General features: G+C 42.9%; 23 protein-coding genes. 15 read left to right on the forward strand and 8 right to left on the reverse strand.

The window, feature by feature from the left end; genetic code table 11:
- Positions 1-34 precede the first annotated feature (34 nt).
- Positions 35-787, forward strand: a complete 753-nt coding sequence (gene map, locus LG330_RS06320) for a type I methionyl aminopeptidase (RefSeq protein ID WP_404408334.1) — start codon at positions 35-37, stop codon at positions 785-787.
- Positions 788-822: 35 nt separating this feature from the next.
- On the opposite strand, the gene LG330_RS06325 is transcribed toward map, so the two are convergent.
- The 3 genes from LG330_RS06325 to recQ form a co-directional block, all read right to left on the reverse strand.
- Entirely contained in the window at positions 823-1,158 is a 336-nt protein-coding gene (locus LG330_RS06325; protein ID WP_404408335.1) for a hypothetical protein, read from the reverse strand.
- A gap of 69 nt (positions 1,159-1,227) precedes the next feature.
- A complete protein-coding gene (locus LG330_RS06330; protein WP_404408337.1) occupies positions 1,228-1,983 on the reverse strand; it encodes a tryptophan-rich sensory protein in 756 nt (251 codons plus the stop codon).
- Positions 1,984-2,033: 50 nt separating this feature from the next.
- Positions 2,034-4,184 carry a DNA helicase RecQ gene (gene recQ / locus LG330_RS06335; RefSeq protein WP_404408339.1) on the reverse strand — a complete coding sequence of 717 codons (2,151 nt, stop codon included), beginning with the start codon at positions 4,182-4,184 and terminating at the stop codon, positions 2,034-2,036.
- A 367-nt stretch (positions 4,185-4,551) separates the two neighbouring features.
- Here recQ and LG330_RS06340 point away from each other — a divergent pair, with 367 nt between their 5' ends.
- The 8 genes from LG330_RS06340 (at position 4,552) to LG330_RS06375 (ending at position 11,922) form a co-directional block, all read left to right on the forward strand.
- Complete coding sequence (locus tag LG330_RS06340) at positions 4,552-6,348, forward strand: M3 family oligoendopeptidase (RefSeq protein WP_404408341.1); 1,797 nt, start codon at positions 4,552-4,554, stop codon at positions 6,346-6,348.
- A gap of 368 nt (positions 6,349-6,716) precedes the next feature.
- The gene (locus LG330_RS06345) at positions 6,717-7,262 is read left to right on the forward strand and encodes a GNAT family N-acetyltransferase (RefSeq protein ID WP_404408343.1); all 546 of its coding nucleotides are present in this window, start codon (positions 6,717-6,719) and stop codon (positions 7,260-7,262) included.
- 204 nt (positions 7,263-7,466) lie between these two features.
- Positions 7,467-7,802 carry an ABC transporter permease gene (locus LG330_RS06350; protein ID WP_404408345.1) on the forward strand — a complete coding sequence of 112 codons (336 nt, stop codon included), beginning with the start codon at positions 7,467-7,469 and terminating at the stop codon, positions 7,800-7,802.
- Between the two features lie 197 nt (positions 7,803-7,999).
- Positions 8,000-8,590, forward strand: coding sequence for a PspA/IM30 family protein (locus tag LG330_RS06355; RefSeq protein ID WP_404408347.1), 591 nt, complete (start codon positions 8,000-8,002; stop codon positions 8,588-8,590).
- A 277-nt stretch (positions 8,591-8,867) separates the two neighbouring features.
- On the forward strand, positions 8,868-9,602 hold the full coding sequence (liaF, locus tag LG330_RS06360; protein WP_404408349.1) for a cell wall-active antibiotics response protein LiaF: 735 nt from the start codon (positions 8,868-8,870) through the stop codon (positions 9,600-9,602).
- A complete protein-coding gene (locus tag LG330_RS06365; RefSeq protein WP_404408351.1) occupies positions 9,599-10,618 on the forward strand; it encodes a sensor histidine kinase in 1,020 nt (339 codons plus the stop codon). Before liaF ends, LG330_RS06365 begins: the two co-directional genes overlap by 4 nt.
- Positions 10,615-11,244, forward strand: coding sequence for a response regulator (locus tag LG330_RS06370; protein ID WP_404408353.1), 630 nt, complete (start codon positions 10,615-10,617; stop codon positions 11,242-11,244). Before LG330_RS06365 ends, LG330_RS06370 begins: the two co-directional genes overlap by 4 nt.
- 75 nt (positions 11,245-11,319) lie before the next feature.
- Positions 11,320-11,922, forward strand: a complete 603-nt coding sequence (locus LG330_RS06375) for a DUF1349 domain-containing protein (protein ID WP_404408355.1) — start codon at positions 11,320-11,322, stop codon at positions 11,920-11,922.
- Between the two features lie 35 nt (positions 11,923-11,957).
- Here LG330_RS06375 and LG330_RS06380 read toward each other — a convergent pair whose 3' ends face one another.
- Positions 11,958-12,521, reverse strand: coding sequence for a beta-class carbonic anhydrase (locus tag LG330_RS06380; protein ID WP_404408356.1), 564 nt, complete (start codon positions 12,519-12,521; stop codon positions 11,958-11,960).
- Positions 12,522-12,605: 84 nt separating this feature from the next.
- Positions 12,606-13,331 carry a peptide-methionine (R)-S-oxide reductase MsrB gene (gene msrB / locus LG330_RS06385; protein WP_404408358.1) on the reverse strand — a complete coding sequence of 242 codons (726 nt, stop codon included), beginning with the start codon at positions 13,329-13,331 and terminating at the stop codon, positions 12,606-12,608.
- 156 nt (positions 13,332-13,487) lie between these two features.
- Here msrB and LG330_RS06390 point away from each other — a divergent pair, with 156 nt between their 5' ends.
- From LG330_RS06390 to LG330_RS06415, 6 genes are all read left to right on the forward strand, one after another.
- Positions 13,488-13,955 (forward strand): GyrI-like domain-containing protein, encoded by a 468-nt coding sequence (locus LG330_RS06390; RefSeq protein ID WP_404408360.1) that lies wholly within the window; start codon positions 13,488-13,490, stop codon positions 13,953-13,955.
- 216 nt (positions 13,956-14,171) lie between these two features.
- Positions 14,172-14,669, forward strand: coding sequence for a preQ(1) synthase (gene queF / locus LG330_RS06395; RefSeq protein ID WP_404408362.1), 498 nt, complete (start codon positions 14,172-14,174; stop codon positions 14,667-14,669).
- A gap of 84 nt (positions 14,670-14,753) precedes the next feature.
- Positions 14,754-14,906 carry a hypothetical protein gene (locus LG330_RS06400; RefSeq protein WP_404408364.1) on the forward strand — a complete coding sequence of 51 codons (153 nt, stop codon included), beginning with the start codon at positions 14,754-14,756 and terminating at the stop codon, positions 14,904-14,906.
- A complete protein-coding gene (locus tag LG330_RS06405; protein WP_404408366.1) occupies positions 14,903-15,736 on the forward strand; it encodes a DUF421 domain-containing protein in 834 nt (277 codons plus the stop codon). Before LG330_RS06400 ends, LG330_RS06405 begins: the two co-directional genes overlap by 4 nt.
- 216 nt (positions 15,737-15,952) lie before the next feature.
- A complete protein-coding gene (locus LG330_RS06410) occupies positions 15,953-16,801 on the forward strand; it encodes a YitT family protein (protein ID WP_404408367.1) in 849 nt (282 codons plus the stop codon).
- A gap of 376 nt (positions 16,802-17,177) precedes the next feature.
- Positions 17,178-18,317 carry a nitric oxide synthase oxygenase gene (locus LG330_RS06415; RefSeq protein WP_404408369.1) on the forward strand — a complete coding sequence of 380 codons (1,140 nt, stop codon included), beginning with the start codon at positions 17,178-17,180 and terminating at the stop codon, positions 18,315-18,317.
- Positions 18,318-18,354: 37 nt separating this feature from the next.
- Here LG330_RS06415 and mreBH read toward each other — a convergent pair whose 3' ends face one another.
- The 3 genes from mreBH to LG330_RS06430 form a co-directional block, all read right to left on the reverse strand.
- Entirely contained in the window at positions 18,355-19,362 is a 1,008-nt protein-coding gene (gene mreBH, locus LG330_RS06420; protein ID WP_404408371.1) for a rod-share determining protein MreBH, read from the reverse strand.
- Between the two features lie 284 nt (positions 19,363-19,646).
- Positions 19,647-21,323, reverse strand: a complete 1,677-nt coding sequence (locus LG330_RS06425; RefSeq protein WP_404408373.1) for a methyl-accepting chemotaxis protein — start codon at positions 21,321-21,323, stop codon at positions 19,647-19,649.
- A 10-nt stretch (positions 21,324-21,333) separates the two neighbouring features.
- Positions 21,334-22,311, reverse strand: coding sequence for a BMP family protein (locus LG330_RS06430; protein ID WP_404408374.1), 978 nt, complete (start codon positions 22,309-22,311; stop codon positions 21,334-21,336).
- Between the last annotated feature and the right edge of the window lie 92 nt (positions 22,312-22,403).

Raw genomic sequence — 22,403 nt, forward strand, 5'->3', positions numbered from 1 at the left:
TAGTGAACCATTATAAAGCAAGGGGAGAATCGGAATGATCGTAAAAACGAACGAAGAATTAGAAGCGCTGAAAAAAATCGGCGCAATCGTTGCTGAGATCCGCGATGACATGCGTGCAGCAACTAAGCCCGGTGTAACGACCGCTGAGCTTGATGAAATCGGTAAGCAGAAATTTGAACAGTACGGTGCCATTTCAGGCCCTAAAGGTGAATATGATTTCCCTGGCTATACATGTATCAGTGTAAATGACGAAGTTGCGCACGGCATCCCTGGTGACCGTGTCATTAAAGAAGGGGACCTTGTGAATATTGATGTTTCAGGCTCTCTGGATGGTTACTTTGCTGATACAGGCATTTCATTTGTTGTAGGTGAGAATGCAGCGCTTGAAAAACTGTGTGCAACAGCAGAAGAAGCTTTTACACTGGCGCTGAAAAAGGCAAAAGCCGGTTCTAAAAAGAGCCAGCTTGGGAAAACTGTTTCACGTGTTGCCAGACAAAACGGCTATCGGGTCATTACGAATCTGACAGGACACGGTGTCGGAAAGTCTCTTCATGAAGCACCGGACCATATCCTGAACTATCATGATCCGTGGGATAACGAATTATTAACAGAAGGTACGGTCCTTGCATTTGAACCGTTTATTTCATCAGGGGCTGACTTTGTTGAAGAGCAGAATGACGGCTGGACGTATAAGACACCGGATGGCAGCCTAGTGGCACAGATCGAGCATACGATTGTAATCACAAAAGGCGAGCCTATTATTCTAACTGAATCTAAAAAAGCATAGGAAAAAGGACTTGTGACGATCACAAGTCCTTTTTCTTATAATTGAATTTCCTTCGCTTTTTTACGCTGCTGCATAAAAATCGCAGCTGCAAGCAGGAAGAATGACAGGGCTGTCGGGACAGAAATCCATGATGAGATTAATAGCATCACAAGGACCCCCGTTCCTCCAGGCGTGGGATTCTGTGTGGCGATCTGATCAATCTGCAGCAGGTAATAAGCTGAAATAATGAAGGTGAAGATCAGAAAGACCACGTTTGTGATCCAGAGCCATTTAACATTTTTTCTTAAACCGAAAACGATTGAAATTGTCATTAGTATTGGTCCCACGAGAAGTGTGATCAAAAACATTGCGAATAATAATTGCCCGTCCAACATAAAACCTCTCTTCAAAAAATCTTCTTTCACTATTCTAACCTATTTGAGAGGGAAATGCCCCGGTCATTATTTAAAAGTTAGTGTCCTGCTGCTGTAGCTGGATTTTTTCTTTTTGCGGAAAACGAACAGGCCGATAAAAATCACTGCACTGAGCACATAAGCTGTGAATACGACTGCAGATTCTTCACCTTCATTCTGTACACCGATCCCGATAAATGCCCATATAAAAACGAGCGGGTAAATCCAGTCGCTTTCTTTGTAGCGGATCCCAAGCGCCAGTGCTGTTGAGATCAATAGCAGGGCAATAGTCCATATTGGTGATGAGATGCCGAGCCCATCCCAGCCGGCTTCATTCAAGGTGTAAGCCGTGTTGGCAACGGTTGCTACACTGACCCAGCCCATGTAAACAGAGAAGGGGAGGATGTCAAAGAAACTGTACTTTGTTTGCTTGATTTTTGCGTAAATAATAATGATTGAGATGAGTAAGCCAACAATCACCGCGACTGATACAGGAAAGAATTCATAGTGCCACAGCAGAATCCATGAAATATTTAAAAGGCAGCTGATCTGAAACATAAAGGAAGTGGATTTATAGACTTCTCTTTTTCTCTGAGACTTAAAAGCACCTTTTAATACCCACAAGCCAAGCAGTATGTAGATCAGTCCCCATATAGAAAACACATAACCGGCCGGTGTGAATAATACATTCAGCCGATTTGAAATTTCGCCTGTGGTCTGTCCGTTAATCGGAAGTATGTTTGCCAGTGCATTAACGGTAATGACAGCTGCAAGCGCAATGAAATTGAGCCAAAACTGTTTCATGTTAAAACCTCCTGTCTGTGTTCTATTCCCTTCAAACAGAAAAAAATCCTTCAGACGAGCTGGTTTTTTACAAGCGTCATTTTTAATTGCAGATAGCTCACTTCCTCAGGCAAAGCCTCTTTTAACGCCTTAAGCCCCGGAACGTCCACTTGTTCTCTTGTGGACAGAATTAACTGTTCGGTTTCTTCATCAAACCACTTCTCAAAATCAAGCGGGTGACCTTCTTCAAATGCCTTTTGCAGATGACGCTCAATTGTTTGCGTTGTAAGTGCTCGGAGTTTTGCAATCTCTGAAATAGTTTTCCCGTCCTGATATAACTCGTAAGTGAACAGGTGACTTGGCTGATCAGGGTCTGCAGTCACTTCAGGCTGCTTTGGCGCCTGAGACTGGTCAGGTGCCGGGACCATGTTTTTGTTTTTGCCATGCTGTTTTGTATAGGCTGCAATGACTTCTGTAAACGGTGTTCCGTACGATTGAAGCTTTCGTTCACCGACCCCTTTGATGATGCGCATCTCAGCTTCAGTTTCCGGATAGTGCTGGGCCATTTCACGGAGTGTCGCATCTGAAAAGATTACGTAAGGCGGAACTGCATGCTCTTTTGCAAGCATTGAACGCACTTTTCGCAGCTCTTCAAATAGTGGCTCATCATAATCAGCCTGCTGCTGATGAAGCTGAAATCCGGATTTGAGCCAGACTGCCTGCTCACCTTTTAACACGGGAACCGCATCCTGCGTTAATCTTAAAATCGGGTACTGACCGCCTTCTAATGCGAGGTAGCCTTCAGCAATTAGTAGCTGAATCAGTTCAGTAATCTGTTTTTCTGACTTCTGGCTCATCAGTCCATATGTGGTGACCTGATTTAGACCGCCTTCTAACAGTTTTTTATTGCGTGAGCCCTTCAAAACTTTTGAAGTCATTCCTGTTCCGAAGCGCTCACCCATTCTTTTAACCGTTGAAAGGATCATTTGAACTTCACGCGTACGGTCTGTTTTCTCGCGGCTGTCAAGGCAGCTGCTGCAGTGACCGCAGTCCGCTGTCATCTGATGATCCTCAAAGTATTCAAGAATAAAGCGGGGCAGACAGCTGTGACTGTGACAATAGTTGATCATCTGCTGAAGCTTCGCATATTCCTCATTGCGCTTTCGTTCGTTTGCAATGGATTGTTCAATTAAAAATTTCTGAAGCATGGAATCCTGCGGGCTGTAGAGGAGGTAACAATCTGCAGGCTCCCCGTCACGCCCGGCACGACCTGCTTCCTGATAGTAGGATTCCATGTTCATTGGCAGCTGATAGTGGATGACAAATCGCACATTACTCTTATCAATCCCCATGCCAAATGCATTTGTCGCAACAATCAGCTTCGCTTCATCATAAATAAACTGACGCTGCGCTTCATTTCGATCATCCTCTGACAGTCCGGCATGATAGCAGACAGTACTCGCATTCTGCTGATTCAGCCAGCCAGTCAGCTGATCCGCTTCTTTTCTGGTAGCGGTGTAAATAATCCCTGTCTCATCCTGCTTTTCTTTTAAAAAGCTTGTTAAAAATGAATGCTTGTCAGCACCCTTTACAACGTGAAAGGACAGGTTATCACGTGCAAAACCTGTGTTAACGATGTGGTGAGGATCAATGGACAGCAGATCAGTAATATCCTGAATCACTTTATCTGTTGCAGTTGCAGTGAGTGCAGTTAAAACAGGTAAATTTGGCAGCAGTCTGATGGTGTCAACGATTGTCCGGTAGCTTGGACGGAAATCATGACCCCACTGGGAAATACAGTGCGCTTCATCAAAAGCAATCAGTGACAGGTCGATATCTGAGATTGCATTGAAGAAGGATGCGGAATCAAACCGTTCAGGCGCTGCATAGACAAATTTATAGCGCCCTTCACGCAAGTTCTGCAGGCGCTCTCTCGTTTCGGCAGCAGATAGTGTACTGTTAATATAAGTGGCGGAAATGCCGTTCTCATTTAATGCATCAACCTGATCTCTCATGAGTGAAATCAGTGGTGATATGACAAGTGCTGTTCCCTCCATGACTAGGCCGGGTATTTGATAGCAGAGGGATTTCCCTCCGCCTGTGGGCATAATACCAAGTGCGTTTTTATGGTCAAGTATGGACTCGATCATCCGGTCCTGTCCGGGTCTGAACGAGTCGTAACCGAAGTATGTATGGAGGACTTGCTGTGCCTCATTCATCATGGTGAATCATCCTTTCTGATGGTGCTTAATTTAGCTTTGTAACCATGGGCGAAAGATCTGCGTTTTAGGCGGACGCTTTCCGTGGCCGGGCGATGAGCCCGCAGGCTTCGTCATAAGCCTCACACGTCCCTTCCTGCCACAGGAGTCGCCGCCTGCCACTCCGATTTTCGCTGTGCATATAAGATAGTCTGGAATTAGACAATATAAGTAATAAATTATCGCTCAACAAATCAAATCCATGCATTCTATTATTTTATCATGAATTCTATAGGAGTTAGTGAGGAGAAAGTAAGTGTTTCGAATGGCGAAGTATTGTGTTAAGATAGTACATGCAGTGTTCAGAATATTTAAAACAGGGGGAATGACAATGTCTACAGCGACGTATCCGGAAACATGGGATTTAGATGTGTTTTTTAAAGGTGGAAGTGAATCAGAGGAATTGAAACAGCATTTACATACATATGGAGAAAAAATTGAGGTTTTTGCTAAAAAGATAGAGCAGTTCCAGACGCCTGCTTCTTCTGAGAGCAGTTATCTTGTGTATCAGCATATCCAGGAAGCAAAAGGCATTATGATGGGACTCGGGCAGGCAGGTGCGTTTGCAAGCTGTCTTGAAGCGCAGGATATGAATGATACGGGTGCCGGTGTGATTCGCGGGAAGGTCACATCGATGGGGGCTGACTTTAGTGCAGCGTTCCAGGCATTCCAGCAGAAGCTTTCTAAAACTGAGGATCAGGTATGGGATGAGCTGCTTGAAGATGATGGGCTGAAGGAATATACATTTATTATGACAGAATGGCGTGAAGCAGCAAAGGATAAATTATCAGAAGCTGAGGAAGGACTGATCAGTGCGCTTGGCGTTGATGGTTATCACGGCTGGGGACAGATGTACAATGCCCTTGTATCAGAAATGTCGATCGAAATTGAAGTGGACGGCGAAGTGAAGACGTTATCTGTCGGTCAGGCGAACAACCTGAGATCTCACGAGGATCCAAAAGTGAGAGAAGATGTTCACCAGAAGCTTGAGGAAGCATGGTCAAAAAATGAAAATCTTTTTGCCCAAACGCTGAATCACCTTGGCGGCTACCGTCTTGCGATGTATAAAAAGCGCGGCTGGGATGACTTTATGAAAGAACCGCTTGAGTACAACCGTATGAAGCCTGAGACGCTTGACGCAATGTGGGGCGCGATCAGTAAGAGCAAGGATGCATTCGTGAAATTCCTTGATCATAAAGCAAAGCTGCTTGGCCTTGAGAAAATGTCATGGGCGCATATCGGTGCCCCGATCTCTGAAAGTGTGAAGAAGCTTTCATATGATGAAGGTGCAGCATTTATTTTAAAACACTTTAAAAAGTTTGGACCTGAAATGGCTGCTTTTGCTGAAAAGGCCTTTGAAGACGGCTGGATTGAAGCAGAAGACCGTGCCGGCAAGCGCCCTGGAGGATTTTGTACAGGATTCCCACTCAGTGAGCAGTCAAGAATCTTTATGACATACAGCGGCTCAATGTCTAACGTGGCAACACTTGCACACGAGCTTGGACATGCATTCCATACGTATGCACTGCGTCCGATGGATCCATTAAATCGCCGCTATGCAATGAACGTAGCGGAAACTGCTTCCACTTTTGCTGAAATGATTGTATCAGATGCAGCGGTGAAAGAGGCGGATACAAAGGATGAGCAGGCAGCGCTTTTAGAAGATAAGGTGTCAAGAAGCATTGCATTTTTCATGAATATCCATTCAAGATTTATTTTTGAACAGCGTTTTTATGAAGAGCGTAAAGAAGGGTTTGTGACAGCGAAGCGTCTGAACGAACTGACGGTAGAAGCGCAGAAAGAAGCGTATGCCGGTGCAGTAACTGACAATGAACCGCACTTCTGGGCTTCAAAGCTGCACTTCCATATTACAGGCGTTCCGTTCTATAACTTCCCTTATACATTTGGCTACCTGTTCTCACTCAGCGTTTACGCAAGAGCGCTTGAAGAGGGTACAGCCTATGAAGAGAAGTATATGGCACTGCTTCGTGATACAGCTGTGATGACGACAGAGGATCTTGCAATGAAGCATCTTGGCGAAGACATCACTACTGAAGCGTTCTGGATGAAAGGCATTGAGCTTTGTATTCAGGATGCGGAGGAGTTTGTACGACTGACTTCTGAATAAGATAGACTTTTGACCAGGGTTTGGGCCCTGGTCTTTTTTTTTGCATGAAAAGAGTGCAGAGCGGCAGAATGCGGCGTGGTTAATTGGATCAGGAGCGGAGATATATGGTTCAGCGCCGGCAATAATTAATCCACAGCTCAAGGTAATGGAATCAGCTCTATGTAGACGAGCCGGAATCGATTCATCTCTTCTGACAATTGAATCATCCGGCCCGTGAATTGCATCACCCCCAGCAGTAATTGAACACGTGTACACGGCACATGCACAAACCATCAAAATATTTTCGAATTTTTTTACATGTCAACAGTCGATCTTTTTGCTTCATGGGTATACACTTAATATAGAATCTTGAAATGGGGAGAACGTATATGGTGCTATTAAAAAGCAGTCGGCTTTACTTTCGTCCGCTTACAGAACAGGATATTGATGAATTTGTAGACCTGCTTATCCGCAATAAGCAGTTTTGGACGATTTTTGAACCGAAGCATCCTGAACCATTTTATACACGTGAAGCACAGCTTGAGAAGCTAGCAGAAGCAAGGCAGGCCCAGCGTCTTGGGAAAGAATACAGCTGGGGGATCTATCACAGTGATACAAACCGGCTGATTGGCAGTGTATCGATCTATTCAATCAGGAGACTGCCTTTTGCCTCAGCGTACATCGGCTACTCCCTTGATGAACATCATACAAAGCAGGGGTACGGGACAGAGGCAGTTGAAGCAGCGCTGCGCTTTGCATTCCGGGAATTCGGTCTTCACAGGGTTGAAGCAATGGTGTCACCTAAAAATGAAGCATCACAAAAGGTGCTTGAAAAAGTAGGAATGATCAGAGAAGGGACGCTGCGTAAGAACCTGTTTATCAATGGTGTCTGGGAAGATCATTATCTATACAGCATGCTTGAGGAGGATTTTTGAAAGGGAAAGCCCTTTTGGGACCGGGTACTCGGCAGGCTGATCAATAAAATTAATCGATGAACCGCTTCTTTTATGGAGGCGGTTTTTAATTTGTCTTAAGAACATCTACGCCTCAGGTCCTATGCCAAAATCAAGCCGAGGCTCCTGTCGGCAAAACGATAATCCACGTACACTTAGGTTACAAATAACAAAGGAGGCAACAACATGAACAAATTCTGGTTAACAGTCATTGGGATCACAGCTGCAATCGTCGCACTATCAAATCTCGGGTCGATCGCAGGACTCGCAGTCAGCCTGCTGATTACTTACATCGGTGTGAAATGGTATTTCTCAAGCAATAAAACCTGGGTGAAAATCACATCAGCAATCGTTGCAGCAATCGCCGGTCTGTCAGCCGTATTCAACGTTCCGGCAATCCTCGGTGTCATCGCAGTCTACGTACTTTATATCGTATGGAAAAAGTGGAACAACGAAGAAGCAGTCAGCGACTTTTCATACTTTGAAAAGCAGTGGCAGGAACTAAAAAAGAAATCAGTTTAACTTTAATATTCTAATGAATTTCTTCACTACAGCGTTGATCGAAGTGGAAGGCGGCGACTCCTGTGGCAGGAAGGGACGTGTGAGACCGAGCATGGCGAAGCCTGCGGGCTCACCGCCCAGCCACGGAAAGCGTCCGCCTGGAACGTAGATCAGACGCCAACATATTAAACCAATAAACCTAAAAGGAGACGATCAACATGACAAACGTACTGACAAAAATAACTGAAGTAATCAAGCAGGACATCCTCGAGTCAAAGTGGAATAGAGAACAGTCGAACCCTGTAAGTGAAATCCAGCGTGAAATCAAAGAATGCCAGGCTTCTGTGAAAAAAGCAAAACAGCTGACAGAGCGCCAGGAGCTTTTAAAAAGAGAGTTCGAAAAAGAATATTCTCACGCAAAGTCAATGGCAGCAAAGCGTAAAGAGCACGTTCAGCTTGCAGAAGAAGCGGGTGAAGAATCACTGGCAGCAGCTGCGCTTCGTGAATATAATTTTTACAGCGACCGCGCTGAGCGTCTGGAAAAAACAATGTCAGAAGCAAATGCACAGCTGGAGAAACTTGAGCTTCAGCTTGAAGAACATACATTCAGATTAAAGGATCTGGAACTGAAGCTCCTTGAATACATGGCAAAAGAAAATGCCGTAACCGGTGAAAAACAGTCAGCACCTCTTAAAGAAATAACAGATGAAGACCGTCGCTACGAACAGATCGAAAAACATCTAAAAGAAAATGCTGAGAAAAAAGAAGAGCTGTCCATTGATGAGCAGATAGAGCAGCTAAAGCAATAACTTTATTGAAACCAAATAATATTTTTTCACAGCTGATGATGGGAGCGTAAGGGGGCGACTCCTGCGGCAGGAAGGGACGTGTGAGACCGAGCATGGCGAAGCCTGCGGGCTCACCGCCCGGCCGCGGAAAGCGTCCCCCTGAAGCGGAGATCATCAGCCAATCTTAAGTAAGCTAAAACAATAGGTTGTCGGGAGCGGGTATTTCACCTTCTCCCGAATTTACTCTTTCTGAATCACAGACGAATCGATAGAATAGAATGACAGGGAGGTGGACTGAATGGAAAAACTTAGACAAATGTCACTATCCAATTGGCTGACAGCAGGTTTAATCATTGTGTTAGTTGAAATTGTCTTATTTAATAGTGGAATGATTTTCTCCCTGGTGCTCTCAGGCGGTCTGCTATACTTCGGGAAACAGGCCTGGCAGCACATGTACGGAAAAATACTGGTTGGTGTCGGTGCAATCATGCTGCTGACGGCCATTCTCTCAATGGTGACCCTCCGCATTCTATTTGTCATACTCATTATCAATCTTATTTTAAAATATATGGAAACAAAAAAGAACCCGCTGACCTTTGAGCCTGTTATGAAAACAGAACAAAAGAATCACGGGAAAGAACAATTATTTGTTACAAAAAGACCTTTCTTTTTAAATCAGTGGGTTGGTTCACATGAAACACCCGATCATTCATATGAATGGGAAAACATTCACCTTCAAAACGGGATCGGGGACGTTCAGATCGATCTGAGTAATACTGTTCTTCCGGAAAGAGAGGTTTTTATATCACTTCGAAATGTTGCTGGTAAGATCACCATACTCATCCCTTATGAACTTGAGATTTCCGTGCAGCACTCGGCTCTTGCCGGAGAAGCCTCTATTTTATCTTCCTATTCAGCCAGGCTGTGGAATGAAAATGTTGTCTATCAGACTGAAGACTATGAAGCTGCCCGCCAGAAATGTACGATCCTTTCATCAGTATGGATTGGAGATATTGAGGTGAGGCGCGTATGACGGCTAAAGTTGTATTGCACGCGGTCAGTATCAGCCTTTTCAGTGCGCTGATGACACTTGGGTTATATGTGATTTTTTTTCCGCCTGAGGAGTGGGGGATGCTATGGAATGTCACAATTCTTGATGTTCCATTTATTTTCTTTTTACTGATCCAGCTGCTGTTAATCGGTTTTTTATGGGGTGTGATTCAAAGTGGCGGTATGAAAAAACAGGTGGTGTCAATTGAGCAGAAGGTGGATGATCTGAGACAGGGACGCGCATTTTCAAAGACTGAACAGCCACAGACTGCTGAATTTTCAAGACTTGCTGATAAAGTATCTGACCTGCAGCGTATGTGGAATGAGCAGGTCAAAATGAATCAGCGGCTGGCCAGTGAAAAGGTGGAGCAGCAGGAACAGAAGATTCAGGAGATGGTATCACTTGAAAGACAGCGGCTCGCGCGTGACCTTCATGATTCAGTCAGTCAGCAGTTATTCGCTGCATCCATGCTGATGTCAGCAATTAATGAAACTGAACCTGAAAACCGTCAGCTTCAAATGGTTGAGAAAATGATTCATCAGTCTCAAGTGGAGATGAGAGCACTTTTATTGCATTTAAGACCGGCTGCCTTAAAAGGAAAGACGCTTTCTGAAGGCATTGATGAATTATTAGTCGAACTGAAGCAAAAGGTTCCATTGGATATCTCGTGGAAAGCAGAGCCGATGGAAATTGAACGCGGAATTGAAGACCACCTTTTTAGAATTCTGCAGGAATCCATTTCAAATACATTGAGACACGCTGAAGCCTCCATGCTGAATGTTTTATGTATTCTAAGGGACGGGGCAGTAATCCTGAGAGTATCGGATGATGGAAAAGGATTTGAACTATCTGAAGATAAAGCAGGTTCATATGGGTTGAATAACATGAGAGAAAGGGCTGCTGAAATTGGCGGCACGTTTAAAATTGTTTCATTGCCTGATCAGGGCACGAGGCTTGAAATTAAAGTACCTTTTGAAGGAAAGGAGGGGCTGACATGATTCGTGTATTATTTGTAGATGATCATGAGATGGTCAGAATAGGAGTAGGATCATATTTATCCTCACAAAAAGATATTGAGGTTGTGGGGGAATGTGATGATGGTGAGCCGGCAGTTGAACTGGCACTTGAACTAAGGCCGGATATCATTCTGATGGATCTCGTGATGAAAAGAATGGACGGAATAGAAGCAACTGCAAAAATTATTGAACAATGGCCTGAAGCGAAAATTATGATTGTAACAAGTTTTCTCGATGATGATAAGGTGTATCCCGCACTTGAAGCAGGAGCGGTCAGTTACCTTTTGAAAACTTCAAAGGCAAGTGAGATTGCTGATGCGATCAGAAAAACGCATTATGGTGAAACGGTGCTTGAGCCTGAAGTGACAGGAAAAGTTATGCAGCGGATGAGAACAAAAGAAGTGAAGCTTCACGAAGAGTTGACCGGCAGAGAGCTTGAGATCCTGATGCTGATTGCACAGGGAAAAACAAATCAGGAAATTGCAGATGAGCTTTACATAGCACTGAAGACAGTCAAAACACATGTCAGTAATATTCTCGGAAAGCTTGAAGTTCAGGACCGCACGCAGGCAGTCATTTATGCCTTTAAGCATGATCTTGTAAAATAGTTCCTGTGCATGTGTTATGGAGCTGACTTTATGGGTAAACATGAAGTTAGATCCATACCGAAAGGAGCCCTAACCATGCTTTCACTACTGGATGATCAGGGAAAGGACTGTTGCTGGCTGAATCAGCCTGAGGAGTGGACTCTTCATAATAATGAGCTCAGCATCACTACGCAGCCGAAGACTGATTTCTGGAGAAAAACGTTCTATGGCTTTGATCAGATGAATGGTCATGCTTTTTATAAAGAATTGCTCGGTGCTTTTGAAACAGAAGTCATACTTACCATGAAAGATCCTAAAGAGCGCTACGATCAGGCTGGATTGATCATTTTGGTTTCTGATGATTGCTGGATGAAGGTATCGCTTGAATATGTACCTGAAAAATACTCATATCTTGGCTCAGTAGCGACAAATAACGGCTATTCTGACTGGTCATCCAAAAACTTCCCTACGCCTGATGGAGAGATCACTTTGACTTTTAAAGTGACCCGTGCCGGTGGGGACTACCGTATATGGGCAAAATCGAATCCTGAAGACGAATTTGAACAGCTCAGAATTACAAGGCTCCAAGATGAACCGAATGGACCTGTAAAGCTTGGATTATATGCCTGCAGTCCATCAGCAGAAGGCAGTTTTACAACTGTTTTTCATACCTGGACTGTCCAAAAAGAAGTGAAGTAAAAAATGTGTGCGGATTGCGATCCGCGCACATTTTTTTATTTTGCATATCCTTCTTCAACTAAATCAAGCTTACCGTTACTCGGGTCCACAACTAGTCCGTGAACCGGAACGTTTTTATCCATCAGCGGGTGGTTCCTCACCATTTCCACGCTGTTTCTCACACTTTCTGTTACATCATCAAAGCCTTTTAGCCAGCCGTGAATATCAATGCCTGAATAAGAAAGTGTACCCAGCACGTCTTCTGACACACCGCGCGCTTTCATTTTTTCAACTGTTTCATGGCTGTTGACTGCACTCATGCCACAGTCATAGTGACCGATGACAAGTACTTCCTCAGCCTGTAATTCATAAATTGCGACAAGCAGACTTCTCATAATACTTCCGAATGGGTGAGTGATGACAGCGCCTGCATTACGCACCATTTTCACATCACCATTTTTAACGTTCATTGATTTCGGTAAAAGCTCTACCAGTCTTGTGTCCATACAAGTGAGAATCACAAGTTTTTTGTTCGGGATTTTCGTTGTTACATAAGGCTCGTACTGCTTCTCTTCAACAAACGTTTCGTTAAATGTCAGAATATCCGATAATAGTGTCATATGTATCCTCCTTAGCGTAACTTATTTCTATTTTATAAAAAAGAACAGCGATCTGTCTAATTTTTAGACAAATCGCTGTATGAATTAAGATTCAAATAGGTACGAAAATTCCCCGTACCCTTCTTCTTCAAGATCTTCTGCCGGAACAAAGCGCATTGCTGCTGAGTTCATGCAGTAACGAAGTCCAGTCGGTTCGGGACCATCTTCAAAGACGTGCCCGAGGTGTGAGTCAGCATATTTACTTCTGACTTCAATTCTCATACCGAAAATACCCGGATCTTCAACTTCAACGATATTCTCAGGTATGAGCGGCTTTGTAAATGAAGGCCAGCCGGTCCGTGAATCGTATTTGTCCTTTGAACTGAATAGTGGTTCCCCTGAGACGATATCAACATAGATGCCGTCTTCATAAAATCCATCAAATTCGTTGTTAAAAGCTTCCTCAGTACCGTCTTCCTGAGTCACCTCATACTGAATATCTGTCAGCATGTCACGTAGTTCTTCGTCGGTATAATTAACAGCGTATGGACTTTCCGCTTCGACTTCTCTATATTCAGGTTTTTTTTCATCTCCACCCGTGTAGCCGGACACTGCGTCTCTTACCCCTGCAAGCTTTTCAAAAGGAGGCTCCATGCACCAGAAACAGCCGCCTGCAAAAATCGCAACCTCTTCATTTGGTGCGAAATCAGCTGCATTACTTGCTTCACTTCCATATGAACGGTTCAGCAATTCATCTGAGAATACAAAAAAGATGATGGTACCGATCAAAATCACACCAGGAATCAGCATCACCCAACTTTTCTTTTTCATCTCTCCACCCCATTTAGCAGATTCTAAGCCGTTTATAGCATAAAAATAACATATTTTACGATTGTTTAATAAAAATAATGTGCCTGAGTTAACCAAAAGTATTCAGAATTTGCTAAAATATAAGAATAATCGCTTCCGTATGAAAGGAGTGCAACAATGGCTGACTTTGAAATCGTAAGGAAATCCAGCTTTTATTTTATTGGCATGAAATGGACAGGTACTTATGAGGCAGCTGCACATGGAGATATCTTTCCTGTGATGGAAGAAGCCCGTGACAGGTTATTAAGTATGGGAATTGCACAGGAAAACTCAGATTTCATCGGTTTATCTTATCAAGACATGCCGGGGGGCTTTACGTATTATTTTGGAACAGAAGCATTCAGAAACACTGCGTTTCCTTCTGAAATGTACAGAATTATTGTGCCGTCCCATGACTATGTGGTAACAGAGCATAAGGGCCAGCACGCCTGGAAGAGCTATGAAAAATTAATGAAGTGGGCTGTTGAGCAGGGGCTTCAGGTTCAGCAGAATGGGCTGGATCATATTGAAGTATACGGTGCATATGATGTACCTTATAAAATGTCACCTACTCTGAAGATCGGCATCCCTGTTAAAAAACGCTGACCTTGCTTTTGGGTTAAGCAGTCAGTAAAATAATCTTACAGGTTAAAAGCATCTGGGATGATGCTTTTTCTGCGTGTTTAAAATAAGTCCTTGTTAAAGTTGGCTGATGATTTCCGCTGCAATCATCAGCTGTGCATAAATAAAAATGGGCTTTATCAACAAATATAATAATTAAAGATCAGTATTTTTCTGAACTTATATATGGAGGTAATACACATGTCAGGACGTAATGAGAAAGAGCTTGAAGGCGTAAATCTGTTAGGGGAAATGAATGTACCTTATTCATTCGATTATGCCCCTGAAGTACTTGAGGCATTTGATAATAAGCACGTAAATAGAGATTATTTTGTGAAATTCAACTGCCCGGAATTCACATCACTCTGCCCAAAAACGAATCAGCCGGATTTTGCAACGGTTTATATCAGCTATATCCCTGATCAAAAAATGGTAGAGAGTAAATCACTGAAATTATATCTTTTCAGCTTCAGAAATCACGGAGACTTCCATGAGGATTGCATGAATATCATTATGAATGATCTGATTGAACTGATGGATCCTCGCTATATTGAAGTATGGGGTAAATTCACACCACGGGGCGGCATCTCGATCGATCCTTATACCAACTACGGTAAGCCTGGAACGAAATATGAGGAAATGGCTTATCACAGACTGATGAATCATGATATGTATCCTGAGAAAATAGATAATCGATAGCATTTAAAACCGGCTGACCCAGCCGGTTTTTTGTATGCCTGAAATCAGATTTGGAAAAGATAATACATAAAGGATGTGACCTGAGTGCAAAAAAAAATTGAACAGCTTGAGCAGCAGCTTTTCATGATACAAAAATGGATTGAAGATAAAGATAAAATGCTTGAGTATGCTGATATCTATGAAGAGATTTCAAGAATGGAAAAAGAATTGAATGATTTAAAGGAGAGACATTCATGAGTGACTGGCTGTTAGTGATTATCAGAGGCCTTCTGATGGTTCTTGTACTTTTTGTCTGCACCAAGCTGCTTGGTAAAAAACAGATCTCCCAACTGTCTTTCTTTGAATATGTAACGGGGATCACCGTTGGGAGTATTGGAGCAGAAGTCATTACAGGACTGGACCGTCAGTTTCTGCATGGCGTGCTTGGCATCGTATCATTTATCTCCATTCCGCTGTTAGTAGACTACTTATCATTAAAAAGTAAAAAGGTTAGAGACCTGGTTGAAGGAGAGGGGACCGTATTTATTCAACAGGGAAAAATCATAGAAAAGAACCTGAAAAAAGAAAGATATACAACTGATGAATTGATGGAACTTTTGCGGAAAAAAGATGTCTTTGCTTTGTCTGACGTTAATTTCGCCATACTTGAACCTTCAGGTGAGTTAAATGTCATGCTAAAAAAATCAAAAACACCTGTCGTTCAGGAAGATCTTAAAAAGAACGTTCAGGATGGAAAGCCTCCTGAAGCCATTATCATGGATGGAAATCCCGTTGAAAAAGCGCTTCAATCAATCGGTAGGGACGTTGACTGGCTTAGAGGACAGATTGAAAAGAAAAATGTGAGTATTTCGGATGTCTTTTTAGCGCAGATTCATGATGATGGAAGAATCTTTATGGATCTCTATGACAGGACCGAGGAAGAGCAGGAATTGATCTCTCTGCTCAAACAAAGTAAAAGAGATTTCCTGAAAATCGGTAAAGAAGCGGATGATCGTGAAAGTCTGATTTTTTATAAAAATGCTGAAATTCTTGAAGAATGTATGAGAATGGTGCGTCAGCGTGTATGAATATACACCGGACAGAATCATTAAAAATATCTGAAAAAGTCCACGATTCTGTATGGAATTTTCCTTCTTTACATGCCGTCAGAGAGTGCGTATAATGCGTTTTTGTGAATGAAAAATGCTGATTATGGACTTGGAAATATCCAGCTCCGGGCGCCAGTTGCTCGGGTCATAAGCTGAGCAGGCGCCCTGCGCTTTTAAGAGGGGGAGACGTTTCGTATGACTAAAAAACTTATTACATTTTTACTGATGAATCTCGGAGCATTTTTTGTTGCAGTAAATGTTCATTTTTTCTTATCACCGAATAACCTGGCAACGGGTGGCGTCAGCGGAATGTCGATTGTATTGAATTCATTATTCCCTGGCATTTCAATTGGACTATTTATGATTTTTGTTAATATCGTATTATTTATACTGGGTGTTATATTTCTGGGCTTTCAATTTGGTGCTAAGACGATCTATACGAGTTTCGCACTGTCAGGCTACGTATGGCTGCTTGAGCTTGTTGCGCCGATTACAGCACCGCTCAGTGATGATATTTTAATCCAGCTGATTATCGGTCAGTGTATTGCTGCAATCGGTATGGGCATTGTCTTTCATCAGCGGGCATCAACCGGTGGTACAGATATCATTGCGATGATTCTAAATAAGTATATAAAAGTTGAAATTGGCAGAGCCGTTCTATTCTCTGACCTTGCTGTCGCGCTTTCTTCTTCACTGTTATTTGGAGTGCAGGCTGGTATGTATGCCTTCTTTGGTGTGATCTTAAACGGCTTAATGATTGATTACACGCTTCAGCAGTTTAATGCGAATAAAGAAGTCGTGATTATTAGTCAAAAGAGCGCACTGATCCGTGCGTTTATCGTTGGAGAGCTTGGAAGAGGAGCGACAATCCATACAGCTAAAGGTGCTTTTAACTATGAGCAAAAAGAAGTCATTACGACAATTTTAGGACGTAAGGATTTATCACGGCTGAAAAATTATGTGGGTAAACAGGATGAAAAAGCATTTATTACCGTACACAATATGAATGAAATACTCGGTCAGAATTTTAAGAGACTTGCTTAATAGAGACAGCTTTCGGGCTGTCTTTTTTTATATTGGGAAATCTATAGGCAGGGTGGATGAGTGGGTGATGAATTGAATCAGCGGACGTGTGAATCGGTTCAGCAAACGGGATTATTAATTCATCGCCGGACTTGATTGAACGAAACATCGTTCTCTCTGGTTGAATTGAATGATCGAGCGGAATAAACGGTTCACCACCCCAAGTTATTTGCGTCACCAGTCTCAATAATTGAACGCTTAAGAGTGCACTTCTTTATCCAGTCCCCAATCTGCCTCAAGTTCCTCAAAGTTCAACAAAACGTGCATATCCACACCCCCTCCACAGGATTATTCTGTGATAAGATGAGCCATATATGACTACGAGGTTGTGAAAATAATGAGGGAACATCCTATTTATCAAAAAGCAGAAACATTTATCAGGCAGTTTTACGAAGAAAACAACTTAAGTGAAACGGACTGTGAAAGTAGATTAACAGAGATTTCAAAAGCAATCAGCCGGAATGGAACCTACGAGCACACAAGTCATGAGCTTTCATACGGAGCAAGACTTGCCTGGAGAAACAGTAACCGCTGTATCGGAAGACTGTTCTGGAATAGTCTGAATGTGTTTGACCGGAGAGATGCAGCGACTGAAGAAGAAGTGAAAGAAGCATTGCTTGAGCATATTGAGTTTGCCACAAATGGAGGGAAAATTCGTTCAACAGTGACAATTTTTAAACCTTCAGTGCAGACTCATGACCCGGTCAGAACTTATAATCATCAGCTGATTAGATACGCGGGTTACAGACAGCAGAACGGAAGTATCATTGGTGACCCTCACTCAATTGACATGACTGATTTTTGCAGAGAACTAGGATGGCAGGGGGAAGGGACGGCATTTGATGTTTTACCAATTGTCATTCAGATTGGTCACAATGATCCGTATTTATTTGAAATACCGGAGAGTTATATCAAGGAAGTTCGGATTACACATCCGCAAAATCAGTCATTTAATGAACTTGGTCTGAAATGGTATGCTGTACCGATTATTTCTGAAATGAAACTTGAGATCGGAGGAATTGAATATCCTGCCGCCCCTTTTAATGGCTGGTATATGGAGACAGAGATTGCTGCACGTAACTTTACTGATGAGAACCGGTATAATATGCTGCGCGCTACAGCGGATGCATTCGGGCTTAATACACAGCTGCAGTCGACGATGTGGAAGGACCGGGCTGTGATTGAATTATGTACAGCTGTTATGCATTCATTTAAAAAAGCTGGAGCCAGTATTGTCGATCATCATACTGCCAGCCAGCAATTTGAGCTGTTTGAACAAAGGGAGAGTGACGAGGGAAGGGAGATCACCGGAGACTGGACGTGGCTAATTCCGCCTGTGTCACCTGCATCCTCGTATGTCTTCCACAAAGAATATGATAATACGTGGAAATCACCAAACTTTTTTTATCAGGATTCGCTGCTCAATCGCCCCGAGTCTGAAAAGCTAACGTGTCCTTTTACAGGATCCAGACCATGAAAAAACAGGACCTTTTACGAGGTCCTGTTTTTTGGTTTTATTTAGCTGCTTTTTGAAGCTTATCAATAACTGATAGTGATTTTCCGGTACCAATCGCTACAGATTCAAGTGGGTTCGGTGCAATATGAACAGGCACGACAATTTCTTCACTCAGCCATTGCTGAAGTCCGTTCAGTAATGCGCCGCCACCAGTTAAGATGACACCGCGGTCAACGATATCACCGCTCAGTTCAGGAGGACAGTTCTCAAGTGTTGAACGGATTGCTTCAAGGACACTTAAAAGTGATTCCTGAATCGCTGACTGAACTTCAGTAGACTGAAGTGTTATCGTTTTTGGCAGACCAGTCACAAGATCACGTCCGCGAATTTCCATTTCTCTTGTTTCATGTTCAATTGGTGCATGTCCTACTTCCATTTTAATCTGCTCTGCTGTACGCTCACCGATTAACAAGTTATAAGCTTTTCTGACGTGCTGGATAATATCTTCATCCATTTTATCACCGGCTACGCGGATCGTGTTACACGACACAACGCCGCCATAAGAGATAATAGCGACTTCAGTTGTACCGCCGCCAATATCGACAACTACGTTCGCTACAGGCTCGCCAACCGGCAGATCTGCACCAATCGCAGCTGCAACAGGCTCTTCAATTAAGTGAACGTGCTTAGCACCACTGAACTTAACAGCATCCTGAATGGCTCTTCTCTCAACTGATGTAGCGCCTGATGGTGTACATACGACCACACTTGGCTTGCGCAGTGAAAAGCCCATTTTTTTACCGATTGAAGACATAATATGCTTCAACATTTCAGTCGTCACATCAAAGTCAGCAATCACGCCGTCTTTAAGAGGGCGGACAGCTACAATATTACCAGGTGTCTTACCGATCATGCTTTTAGCATCTGTTCCGACAGCTAACACTTTTTTAGTATTCACATCGATTGCAACAACCGATGGCTCATTCATAATAATTCCTTTACTTTTACTATACACGAGTATATTAGCAGTACCCAAATCGATACCGATTTCTGCATTTGAAAGCATTATACATTCCTCCGTTATCATCATCATCGTCTGAATTTAACAGTGTTCTCCGAGTAGTATAGACTAATTTAGGGGAAGCGTAGAGGGACAAAGGTAGGTAGACACGAATGTTACATCTATGCAGTGGTGGACTTAGTCGTCTCATGAGACATGACTCCCTTTATAACAGGGGTCATCGCCATCAATCATTCAGCATCAGCAGAGTTTGTAATAAAAGAATAATGAATTTGTAACGAAAAAAACCCTTTCACATGTAGTTATGAAAGGGTTTTGTAATCACTTTTCTAACTTTTATCCCCGTTTGTGGGTAATTTGAATCTGCTCATCTGTTGCTCCATCGTGTGACTCATATCCTGTAAATGAAGAATTGATTCCCTCACTTTTCCAAATGAAACCTGCTGCTCTTCAGCAGATGCTGAGATTTCCTCAGTTCCAGCTGCAGTTTCTTCTGTAACTGCAGAAACATTCTCCATAGCTGCAGTAACTTCAGTAGTATAGTCGGAAGATTGTTTCATGCTGCTGGTAAGTGAAGTTAGTTCCTGATCAATTTCCTGAACTTTTACTGCAATTTCTTCGAAGGCAAGTTCAGTCAGGTTCATTGATTTCAGCTGTTCAGCAGATACACTTTGACCAGTCGAAGCAGCTGCTGTAATGCCGTTCATCCCATTTTGAATATTTAACACCATAGCAGTGATTTTCTCAGTGGCCTCAGCTGATTGACCTGCAAGCTTTTTTACTTCATCTGCAACGACTGCAAACCCTTTGCCCTGTTCACCGGCTCTTGCTGCTTCAATTGCGGCATTAAGTGCCAGCAGGTTTGTTTGATCTGCAATTTCTTTTACAAAGGTCGCAGCATCCTGGATTTCTGTTGTAAATGAGGCAAATGCTGCAAGCTCCTGTGAAATGAGAGAGGCTGCTTCGGTATTTTCGATTGTAAAAGCCTGTTGTCTTTCGAGTGAGTCACGACCTGTTTTAACAGCGGATAATGCCTGACTGCCTTTTTCTGCAGAGCGTATCGCGAGTGCTTCACTTTCAATAAATGTATGATTCAGCTCAACCATTTTTTCTGAAGTAGATTGTATATCCTCTGATATCGCCTGACTGCCTTTAGCGAGATCATCTGTTGAAGCAGAGATTTGATTACCGCTTTCCTCGAGCTCACTGATCTTACCCGATACATCTTTTGAAAAGTCTGCCACGCGTGAACTCGTCTTTTCAACTGACATAACGGTTTCCCTTAAACTGAGAATCATTTCTCTAAATGATTGGGATAAAAGATCAATTTCAAATCTGGAATTGACCGACTGATCAGGGATTTCAACAGTTAAATCGCCTTCTGCAACCATTGATGCCTGACTCAGCATATCGCTAAGGGGTCTTGTGATTTTTTTTGAAATAATTGCAGCAGCAATAAGAGAGATCGCTATAATGATGACAATCGAGCTTAATGAGATCAGTACAATGATGGAAATCTGACGGGCGGTTTCAGCAAGCTTGTTTCCATACCAGTCATCTGCAAGAATCTGGAGGTAATACATATCGTTTGTGATTCCGCCTGTACGGGACGCCTGCCTGCTGGCTTCTGCAATGTCTCCTTGATCAAGCGCATCATGAGCATCTGATTTCAGCTGCTCATATTTATTTTGAATTGTCATTAACTGATTTTCCATCGCAGCGTCGTACATGACGCTGACTAAATCAGTTATCAGCAGGGCCGTTTGTTCTAATTGGTTCTGAGTAGTCAGCCGGTTATTTTCAGTTGGACTCAGGCTGAAGTTTGATAAAGACTGCTGAATAATTAGAAGTTCACTATTTAATTTCTCTAGGTCTGTCAGGATTTCGACGTCTTCTTCCCCTGAGGCATTCAGGCTGACCATCTGCCAAACAATAAATAATATGATGGTAGAAGAGAGTATTAATGGAATTAATGATAATAAAAATAATCTTTTGCGCAGTGTCATAGTTACTCCTTTACTGGACAGATTCAGGGACTTCAATCTCACCTGAAATAATGTTCTTTTTGGTTTCTGTTATTAGATCCTGTCCGGATTGATCCAGCTGTAAAAGCCTGATTTCGGCAAGGCCAACGCCGTTTTCAGCCAGACCAAGTTCATACTGCTCGGCTGACAGTCCTTCTTCTGTTAATTGTTGAACAAGATTGAAAACAGTTGTATCGATGTTTTTAACCATTGAAGTTACGACAGACTGTTCAGCTGTGTAAAATTGATCTGTATCAACGCCCGCTGTGTAAATGCCCTGATCCTGTGCTTCAAGAATAGCTCCTGTCCCGGTAAAACCAGCAGCAGGGTAAATAAAGTCGGCGCCTTGTTTAATTTGTTTGTCTGCAATGGTCCGTCCGAGCTCAGCATCCCCAAAATTTCCAGCATAATCACTTATAATTTTAATATCAGGATCAGCCATTTCAGCACCTGCTCTGAAACCAGCTTCAAACCGGTTAATTACCGGTGCATCAACGCCACCAATAAAGCCGATGACTCCGGATTCTGAAGCAAATGCAGCGATCGTTCCTATTAAATAACTGCCTTCATGGTCTTTAAAAGTCAGAGAGATAATATTCTCTGCTTCTGAAACGCCGTCAATTAACACATATTGCTGATCCGGATATTCAGCAGCCACTTCTTCAAGTGCTTCCTGAACTGAAAATCCAAGACCGATGATTAAGTCATAATCCTTTTCGGAAAGATCCTTGAGATGCTCGAGGTAATTGCCCTCAGGCGCTTCTCTGTAATCAAACAGTATATTAAGTTCATCCCGGGCACGGACTAACCCATCAAATGCCCTATCATTAAAAGATCCGTCTCCCAAACCGGTATCTGACAGCATAATACCAACTTTAGCTGAAAACTCTGTCTGAGCACTCTGCTGTGCTGTGCATCCTGGAAGTACCAAGGCAACTGCCAGAAAAATAAAGCCTGTTATTCTTTTCATCTAATAAATCCTCCAATAACTATGCTGGCTGATCAATCTGATTTAATCAGCTGTTAGAAGCGAATAGTGAAATCAGCTATTCACACACTTTA

The sequence above is a fragment of the Jeotgalibacillus malaysiensis genome, assembly GCF_044789845.1.
Taxonomy (GTDB): domain Bacteria; phylum Bacillota; class Bacilli; order Bacillales; family Jeotgalibacillaceae; genus Jeotgalibacillus; species Jeotgalibacillus malaysiensis_A.

Coding starts and splice junctions, on each gene's coding strand:
- map (WP_404408334.1), top strand. CDS start 35: ATGATCGTAAAAACGAACGAAGAATTAGAAGCGCTGAAAAAAATCGGC.
- LG330_RS06330 (WP_404408337.1), bottom strand. CDS start 1,983: ATGAAACAGTTTTGGCTCAATTTCATTGCGCTTGCAGCTGTCATTACC.
- recQ (WP_404408339.1), bottom strand. CDS start 4,184: ATGATGAATGAGGCACAGCAAGTCCTCCATACATACTTCGGTTACGAC.
- LG330_RS06340 (WP_404408341.1), top strand. CDS start 4,552: ATGTCTACAGCGACGTATCCGGAAACATGGGATTTAGATGTGTTTTTT.
- LG330_RS06345 (WP_404408343.1), top strand. CDS start 6,717: ATGGTGCTATTAAAAAGCAGTCGGCTTTACTTTCGTCCGCTTACAGAA.
- LG330_RS06350 (WP_404408345.1), top strand. CDS start 7,467: ATGAACAAATTCTGGTTAACAGTCATTGGGATCACAGCTGCAATCGTC.
- LG330_RS06355 (WP_404408347.1), top strand. CDS start 8,000: ATGACAAACGTACTGACAAAAATAACTGAAGTAATCAAGCAGGACATC.
- liaF (WP_404408349.1), top strand. CDS start 8,868: ATGGAAAAACTTAGACAAATGTCACTATCCAATTGGCTGACAGCAGGT.
- LG330_RS06365 (WP_404408351.1), top strand. CDS start 9,599: ATGACGGCTAAAGTTGTATTGCACGCGGTCAGTATCAGCCTTTTCAGT.
- LG330_RS06370 (WP_404408353.1), top strand. CDS start 10,615: ATGATTCGTGTATTATTTGTAGATGATCATGAGATGGTCAGAATAGGA.
- LG330_RS06375 (WP_404408355.1), top strand. CDS start 11,320: ATGCTTTCACTACTGGATGATCAGGGAAAGGACTGTTGCTGGCTGAAT.
- LG330_RS06380 (WP_404408356.1), bottom strand. CDS start 12,521: ATGACACTATTATCGGATATTCTGACATTTAACGAAACGTTTGTTGAA.
- msrB (WP_404408358.1), bottom strand. CDS start 13,331: ATGAAAAAGAAAAGTTGGGTGATGCTGATTCCTGGTGTGATTTTGATC.
- LG330_RS06390 (WP_404408360.1), top strand. CDS start 13,488: ATGGCTGACTTTGAAATCGTAAGGAAATCCAGCTTTTATTTTATTGGC.
- queF (WP_404408362.1), top strand. CDS start 14,172: ATGTCAGGACGTAATGAGAAAGAGCTTGAAGGCGTAAATCTGTTAGGG.
- LG330_RS06405 (WP_404408366.1), top strand. CDS start 14,903: ATGAGTGACTGGCTGTTAGTGATTATCAGAGGCCTTCTGATGGTTCTT.
- LG330_RS06410 (WP_404408367.1), top strand. CDS start 15,953: ATGACTAAAAAACTTATTACATTTTTACTGATGAATCTCGGAGCATTT.
- LG330_RS06415 (WP_404408369.1), top strand. CDS start 17,178: ATGAGGGAACATCCTATTTATCAAAAAGCAGAAACATTTATCAGGCAG.
- mreBH (WP_404408371.1), bottom strand. CDS start 19,362: ATGCTTTCAAATGCAGAAATCGGTATCGATTTGGGTACTGCTAATATA.
- LG330_RS06425 (WP_404408373.1), bottom strand. CDS start 21,323: ATGACACTGCGCAAAAGATTATTTTTATTATCATTAATTCCATTAATA.
- LG330_RS06430 (WP_404408374.1), bottom strand. CDS start 22,311: ATGAAAAGAATAACAGGCTTTATTTTTCTGGCAGTTGCCTTGGTACTT.